The organism is Niveispirillum sp. CC-CTL257 (assembly GCF_059489915.1).
Genome location: NZ_JCAJXE010000001.1, coordinates 3,472,774 through 3,479,026, shown reverse-complemented (window position 1 = coordinate 3,479,026; position 6,253 = coordinate 3,472,774). Strand labels below are relative to the sequence as shown.

The window sequence follows — 6,253 nt, the reverse complement described above, 5'->3', positions numbered from 1 at the left end:
TAAAAAAGGGGCGCCGGATGAAACCGGCGCCCCTTCTTCTTTCAGCAGTGCCCGGCGATCAGCCCAGGTAGCTTTGCACCAGGGGCAGCACCTGTTCGCTACCGTCAATGATCATCTTGATGGCGACGTAGAAGATCACGGCCAGACCGACATAGGCGATCCAGTGGAAGCGCGACAGCAGCTTGGCAATGGCAGTCGCGGCAGCACCCATGAAGGCCACCGACAGGGCCAGACCCAGGATCAGCACTTCGGGATGTTCATGCGCCGCACCGGCCACCGCCAGGACATTGTCCAGCGACATGGACACGTCGGCGATAACGATCTGCACAATGGCCTGACGCACTGTCTTGGTGCCTTCCGGCGGCAGCGCCTCGGCCCCCGGGTTGGCTTCGCCGGGGTTCACGGCCTCGTCTGCCACCTCGGCACCCAGGTCCTCCTGCTTATGCTGGCGGATTTCACGCCACATCTTCCAGCAGACCCAGAGCAGCAGGATACCGCCAGCCAGGGTCAGACCGACAATGGCCAGGAGCTGCGTCGTCAGCAGCGCGAAGATGATACGCAGCACCACGGCCGCTGCGATACCCCAGAAGATGACCTTGGCCCGCTGCTGCGCTGCCACGCCCGCAGCGGCCAGACCCACAACAATGGCATTGTCGCCGGCCAGCACGATGTCGATCAGGATCACTTGCCAAAGCGCGTTCCAGAACGACACTTCAAAAAACATGTCCATGTGCGAAAACCCCTTCGCTTATTTGCCGCCGTTCTAACACGAGGGGGCGGCGCTGGCGATGGGGAACAAAAAAAAGCCCGCCCCTGTAAGGACAAGGGCGGGTTTTCAAGTCTTGGCAGTTGGATCCTGCATGAATGATGACAGGACAACGCAGATATTGGCCACAGAAACCAAATTGTCAAACATTATTTTCAGTATTCATAGCAATCTACATTTATGAATACTTAAATGGCGACAAAGGGAAAGCATTTCCATTCATTGAAATGAATGGATTAAATTTACTTGGGAAGAATAGACGAAGAAAGCCCGCTCAAGAGCAGGCTGGTAAGGTCAGGCGCGCGGCGGGCCGGTAGACCAGGGATGGGCACAAGCCTGCCCTGCACCGGAAAGTCCAGCGGGCATCCTCTGGGGATCTGCGGCGGCAAGGCGCGGCAGGCTAGACAAGGCCGGCAGGGCCAGACCGTCCTGACCACCGGCATCATCGGTGCCTGTGGGCAGGGGTGCCTCTGGCGCGGCGCTCAACAGGAAAAGGCCGGGATCGTCAGGACTGACAGGGTCGGGCACCGAGTCGGAACCCTTCTGCTCGGCCAGGACGACCGGTGCCGGAAGCGGAACAGCACTATCGGCTGCCGCTGGCGGGGCCAGCAGCAGGAAGGACAGGCTCAACAACAGGACAAGCAACCGGTCGATGGTCACGCGTCGCTTCCGGGCAGGTTTCGTCCCCGTTAGCGGGAACAGTTACCCATAGAATGGGCACAGTCGCGCGCGGCGGCAAGCCCCGGTTTATCGCACCGGCTGCGCGCCGTCCGGCAGATGCTTGATAATCAGGTCGGCCAGCCGGCGGATATCACCGCTGCGCGGGCTGCCCCGCCGCCAGACCAGGGCCATGGTGCGCGTCGGCGCCGGGTCGGCGAATCGGCGCAACCCGATCTGGTCATTGGCGGCCAGCGAAGGAGCGGCCAGGGCCGGCAGCAGGGTGAGGCCAAGGCCACCCGCCACCATCTCCACCAGGGTCGCCAGCGAGGTGGCGGCGAACCCATCCCCCGCCGCCGCCCCCGACAGGGCGCAGACATCCAGCGCCTGATCGCGGAAGCAATGGCCGTCTTCCAGCAGCAGCAGGGTCTCGTCCTTCAACTCCCCCTCCTCCACCATCTCGGCATTGTCCAGACGGTGGCCGCGCGGCATGGCGACCAGGAAGGGTTCGGTGTAAAGCGGCAGCAGCTCCACCCCCGGTTCGGTCACCGGCAGGGCCAGCAGCGCCATATCCAGGTCGCCGGCGCGCAGCCGGTCCAGCAGCCGCTCGGTCAGATCCTCACGCAGATAGAGTTTCAATTCCGGGTAGGCGGCCCGCAGGTCGGGCAGCACACGCGGCAGTAGATAGGGGCCGCTGGTCGGGATCACGCCCAGGCGCAGCGCACCCGACAAGGGCCGGCCAGAGGCGCGGACGGCCTGTGACAAATCGTCCACCTGACCCAGGATGACGCGCGCCCGTTCCACCGCATCCTCCCCCGCCGGGGTCAGCAGCACGCGGTGTTTGGTGCGTTCCACCAGGGCGGAACCCAGCATTTCTTCCAGCTGCTGTATCTGCGCGGACAAGGAAGGCTGCGACACATGGCAGGCAGAGGCGGCACGCCCGAAGTGAAGCGTGTCGGCCAGGGCCACCAGATAACGCAACTGCCGAAGGGTGATGTTCGCCGGGTTCATTGGTTCATCCTATGACGGCAGTCGGAAGATGCGATTGGATTTTGCACCGCAATGCACTCATATCAGCGACGCCTCAGGCCGATAGCTGTATCGGCAGGGGCCTGACTTTGGCACCGCATCACAAACCAACCCAAAAAACGGAGTTGTTTACCATGCTGACCGTTGGCGACAAGTTCCCCGCTTTCGACCTGAAGGCCACCGTTTCCACCGACATCAAGTCGGCCTTCACGACCATCAACAACGACACCTACAAGGGCAAGTGGCTGGTCGTGTTCTTCTGGCCGAAGGATTTCACTTTCGTGTGCCCGACCGAGATCGCCGCCTTCGGCAAGCTGAACGGTGACTTCGCCGACCGCGATGCCCAGGTGCTGGGTGCCTCCATCGACACCGAGTTCGTGCACCTGGCCTGGCGCCAGAACCATGCCGATCTGAAGGACCTGCCGTTCCCGATGCTGGCCGACGTGAAGCGCGAGCTGTCCGCTGGCCTGGGCGTTCTGGACAAGAACGAGGGCGTTGCCCTGCGCGCCACCTTCATCGTCGATCCGGAAGGCATCATCCGCTTCGCCTCCGTCCATGACCTGTCGGTCGGCCGCAATGTGCAGGAAGTGCTGCGCACGCTGGACGCCCTGCAGACCGACGAACTGTGCCCCTGCAACTGGCAGAAGGGCGAGGACGTCCTGAAGGTCGGCTGATCTCACTGATCGCTGACCTCTGACGGATGGGCGCCCTGATCCCCCCGATCTTCCGGGGCGCCCATTTACCCCTTCGCCCTCCCCCCCCTAACTCCCGGGCGAAGGGGCCCCATTCCGGCGGTATGCCGCCCTGGTGATCCTGGCCGCCCCCTTCTGACGGGCGCCGGCACCTTTTTCAAAACCGACCGTCCCGCGCATCGGCCCTTCCGCGCCGCGCCCGACGTCATGTCCACTCTCGACCGGAGATGAAACCATGTCCATCGACGCGCTGAAGTCGCGCCTGCCCGACTATGCCAAGGATCTGAAACTGAACCTCGGGTCGGTGCTGACCACCTCTTCGCTTTCGCCGTTGCAGGCCTGGGGCACGGCCATCGCCGCCGCCTATGCCAGCCGCAATGCGGAAGTGACCAAGGCCATCGTGGCCGATGCCGCCGCCCATCTGGACGCCCAGAACCTGACGGCCGCCAAGGCCGCCGGTGCCATCATGGGCATGAACAACATCTATTATCGCTTCGTGCATCTGGCGGATAACAAGGAATATTCCAAGATGCCGGCGCGCCTGCGCATGAACATCATCGCCAATCCCGGCGCGTCGAAGGTCGATTTCGAGCTGTGGTCGCTGGCCGCCAGCGCCGTCAATGGCTGCGGCATGTGCATCGACGCGCATGAGCATGAAGTGATCCAGAAGGGGGCGACCAAGGAGAATGTGCAGGATGTCGTGCGCATCGCCGCCGTCATCCACGCTGTCGCCACGGTTCTGGACGCCGAGGACGCGCTGGCCTCGTAAGGGTCCAGTGGGTTGGTTGGAGTATGGAACGCCCCGGTGCCGCCAAGGTGCCGGGGCGTTTTATTGTCAGGCGGCGATGCGGATGGTGGAGGTGATTTCATCCACGGCGCTGGACAGCCGCCCCGTCGCCTCATCACGCGTGATCAAGCCCAGCTCCGTCAGGGCGGCGACATCCTGGTGCACGCGCTTCACATCGCGTTTCAGGGTACGGGCCAGGGCCCGCAGACTGTCTGCCGGCTCCGCCCGCAAATGCCGCAGCAGTTCCATCCGCTTGGGTGTCAGGATGGTGTAAAGCGCCTCCCAATCGCGAAACAGGATACGGTCGCTGGCTGGCACCGGTTGGCCAGTGGCAGCACGCTTCCAGGCGTCCGCCACCTCTGCGGCGGCTTCACGCAGGCTTGCCCCGATACGGATGTCAGTCTTTTCCATGTGACGTCCTCCATACTTCGACGGCATCAACGAAATCAGCCAAAAGCCGGTCAATATCCTGAAACTGGTATGGAAATTCCAACTCGCCATCGTGGCGGTGGTCGCCCTTGCCGCGTTCATTGTCAAAACCCAGCACCCGCTGCCCATCAACAATATAGACAAGCCGGTACTTAAACCCGTGTGTGGTCGGCGGCACCGGCGTCGGCAGGGCCCAAACCACCATCTCCGCAAAATCCCGGTCAGCGAAGGTCAATCGCCGCCGGATCACCAGTTTCGCGTCCATGTTGGCATTATACGCCAACAACCATAAAAGCGCTACCCCACCACCGCCCGGCCCAGCCGTTCCAGCACGGCGCGCAACTCCTCATTCTCGATGGGTTCAACGGCCATGGTCAGTTCGCGTTCCTTCACAGGGTCCAGGCGCTTTACCGGCTTCAAGGCATAGTTCTTCTGCGGCAGGACCGGCCCTGCATGCACCAGTTTCAGCCGCGCCACGGCACGCCAGCCCATGAAGGAATTGATCCGTTCCAGGATCTGCGGTTCTTCATGCTGAACCAGCAGGGCTGCCGCACTGGACACCCGCACATGCAGCACGGCATTCTCCCGCCGCCCGGCGGGGAAGGCCAGTTTCAGGGGCGATGTCTGTTCGGCCAGACGCCCGCCGACAATGGCGGCCCAGTCGGTCAGAAGCGCGCCAAAGGCCATGCCGTCCTTGCCCAGGGCCTTGCCGGCGACGGCATTCAATGTACGTCCAAGGCGTTGCGGGCCGAAACCACTGGGGCTGTTCATGAGCGTCCGTTCATTACCGAAGACCGGTATCAAAGCAGATCGCAAGGGCGCTGACCAGCCTGGTGGCCTGCCCGGCCTGCTGCTGGACTGGTATGACCGGCACCGCCGCATCCTGCCCTGGCGCTTTGCCCCTGGGGAGATGGCCGATCCCTACCGGGTCTGGCTGTCGGAGATCATGTTGCAGCAGACGACGGTGGCGACCGTCGGGCCGTACTTCCAGAATTTCCTGGGCCGCTGGCCCACGGTCAATGATCTGGCCGCCGCCGATCTGGATGATGTGCTGCGCGCCTGGGCGGGGCTTGGTTACTATGCCCGCGCCCGCAACCTGCATAAATGCGCCGTCGCGGTGGCCGGCCAGCATGGCGGGCGGTTTCCCGATACCGAAGAGGGGCTGCTGTCCCTGCCCGGCATCGGGGCCTATACGGCGGCCGCGATCCTGACCATCGCCTTTGACAAGCCCGCCACGGCCATGGATGGCAATGTCGAGCGGGTGATGGCGCGGCTGCATGCCGTCACCGACCCGCTGCCGGGATCAAAGCCAACCTTGCGCGCCCATGCAGCAGCCCTGGTGCCCGACCGGCGGCCCGGCGATTACACCCAGGCCCTGTTCGACCTGGGCGCCACCATCTGTGCCCCGCGCAAGCCGCGCTGCATCCTGTGCCCCTGGACCGCGTCCTGTGAGGCGCGAAAGCAGGGCATCGCGGAGGACCTGCCCGCCAAGACGGCAAAAGCCGCTAAACCCACGCGCCGGGCGCTCGCCTTCGTCCTGACCGATGCGCGCGGGCATGTGGCCCTGCGCCGCCGTCCGGAGAAGGGGCTGCTGGGCGGCATGATGGAGGTGCCGACCACGCCATGGGAAGCAGCACCCGCACCGACCCTGGCGGCATCACGCCCGCATGCGCCCCTGGCCGGCATTGACTGGACGCCCCTGCCCGGCATCGTCCGTCATACTTTCACCCATTTCGAGTTCGAAATTACGGTGGTGGCCGGACGGGCAGCCGGGACCGGCGGCGGGACGGACCTGATCTGGGTGGCGCCCGACGCGTTGGGAGACGAGGCACTGCCCACCGTCATGATGAAGATACTGCGTCACGCCCTGACCAAGGGGGCATGACATAAAAG

At 63.9% G+C, this 6,253-nt stretch carries 9 protein-coding genes; 3 read left to right on the top strand and 6 right to left on the bottom strand.

Translation table 11 applies throughout. From position 1 onward, the window contains the following. Nucleotides 1–58: 58 nt before the first annotated feature. From ABC729_RS16450 to ABC729_RS16440, 3 genes are all read right to left on the bottom strand, one after another. Complete coding sequence (locus tag ABC729_RS16450) at nt 59–730, bottom strand: TerC family protein (RefSeq protein ID WP_495608618.1); 672 nt, start codon at nt 728–730, stop codon at nt 59–61. Nucleotides 731–1,060: 330 nt separating this feature from the next. Beyond that, nucleotides 1,061–1,426, bottom strand: coding sequence for a hypothetical protein (locus ABC729_RS16445; RefSeq protein WP_495608617.1), 366 nt, complete (start codon nt 1,424–1,426; stop codon nt 1,061–1,063). 87 nt (nt 1,427–1,513) lie between these two features. After that, a complete protein-coding gene (locus ABC729_RS16440; protein WP_495608616.1) occupies nt 1,514–2,434 on the bottom strand; it encodes a LysR substrate-binding domain-containing protein in 921 nt (306 codons plus the stop codon). Nucleotides 2,435–2,586: 152 nt separating this feature from the next. Between ABC729_RS16440 and ABC729_RS16435 the strand changes: the two genes are divergently transcribed. Both ABC729_RS16435 and ahpD read left to right on the top strand, forming a co-directional pair. Continuing rightward, nucleotides 2,587–3,126, top strand: a complete 540-nt coding sequence (locus tag ABC729_RS16435; RefSeq protein ID WP_094454183.1) for a peroxiredoxin — start codon at nt 2,587–2,589, stop codon at nt 3,124–3,126. A gap of 253 nt (nt 3,127–3,379) precedes the next feature. Then, on the top strand, nt 3,380–3,913 hold the full coding sequence (gene ahpD / locus ABC729_RS16430; protein ID WP_102112110.1) for an alkylhydroperoxidase, AhpD family: 534 nt from the start codon (nt 3,380–3,382) through the stop codon (nt 3,911–3,913). 66 nt (nt 3,914–3,979) lie between these two features. On the opposite strand, the gene ABC729_RS16425 is transcribed toward ahpD, so the two are convergent. Genes ABC729_RS16425 through ABC729_RS16415 form a run of 3 tightly spaced genes read right to left on the bottom strand, consistent with a single transcriptional unit; the run spans nt 3,980 to nt 5,131 of the window. After that, a complete protein-coding gene (locus tag ABC729_RS16425; RefSeq protein ID WP_495608615.1) occupies nt 3,980–4,342 on the bottom strand; it encodes an HVO_A0114 family putative DNA-binding protein in 363 nt (120 codons plus the stop codon). Further along, complete coding sequence (locus ABC729_RS16420) at nt 4,329–4,625, bottom strand: toxin-antitoxin system TumE family protein (RefSeq protein WP_495608614.1); 297 nt, start codon at nt 4,623–4,625, stop codon at nt 4,329–4,331. The genes ABC729_RS16425 and ABC729_RS16420 overlap by 14 nt, the downstream gene beginning before the upstream one ends. Nucleotides 4,626–4,657: 32 nt before the next feature. Then, a complete protein-coding gene (locus ABC729_RS16415; RefSeq protein WP_495608613.1) occupies nt 4,658–5,131 on the bottom strand; it encodes a DUF721 domain-containing protein in 474 nt (157 codons plus the stop codon). Here ABC729_RS16415 and mutY point away from each other — a divergent pair. Beyond that, nucleotides 5,130–6,245, top strand: a complete 1,116-nt coding sequence (gene mutY, locus ABC729_RS16410; protein WP_495608612.1) for an A/G-specific adenine glycosylase — start codon at nt 5,130–5,132, stop codon at nt 6,243–6,245. The two genes, ABC729_RS16415 and mutY, sit on opposite strands and share 2 nt — an antisense overlap. The last annotated feature ends 8 nt before the right edge of the window (nt 6,246–6,253 follow it).

Excerpts from the sequence above, each read along its gene's own strand:
- ABC729_RS16450 (WP_495608618.1), bottom strand. The coding sequence starts at position 730 with ATGGACATGTTTTTTGAAGTGTCGTTCTGGAACGCGCTTTGGCAAGTG.
- ABC729_RS16440 (WP_495608616.1), bottom strand. The coding sequence starts at position 2,434 with ATGAACCCGGCGAACATCACCCTTCGGCAGTTGCGTTATCTGGTGGCC.
- ABC729_RS16435 (WP_094454183.1), top strand. The coding sequence starts at position 2,587 with ATGCTGACCGTTGGCGACAAGTTCCCCGCTTTCGACCTGAAGGCCACC.
- ahpD (WP_102112110.1), top strand. The coding sequence starts at position 3,380 with ATGTCCATCGACGCGCTGAAGTCGCGCCTGCCCGACTATGCCAAGGAT.
- ABC729_RS16425 (WP_495608615.1), bottom strand. The coding sequence starts at position 4,342 with ATGGAAAAGACTGACATCCGTATCGGGGCAAGCCTGCGTGAAGCCGCC.
- ABC729_RS16420 (WP_495608614.1), bottom strand. The coding sequence starts at position 4,625 with ATGGACGCGAAACTGGTGATCCGGCGGCGATTGACCTTCGCTGACCGG.
- mutY (WP_495608612.1), top strand. The coding sequence starts at position 5,130 with ATGAGCGTCCGTTCATTACCGAAGACCGGTATCAAAGCAGATCGCAAG.
- ABC729_RS16415 (WP_495608613.1), bottom strand. The coding sequence starts at position 5,131 with ATGAACAGCCCCAGTGGTTTCGGCCCGCAACGCCTTGGACGTACATTG.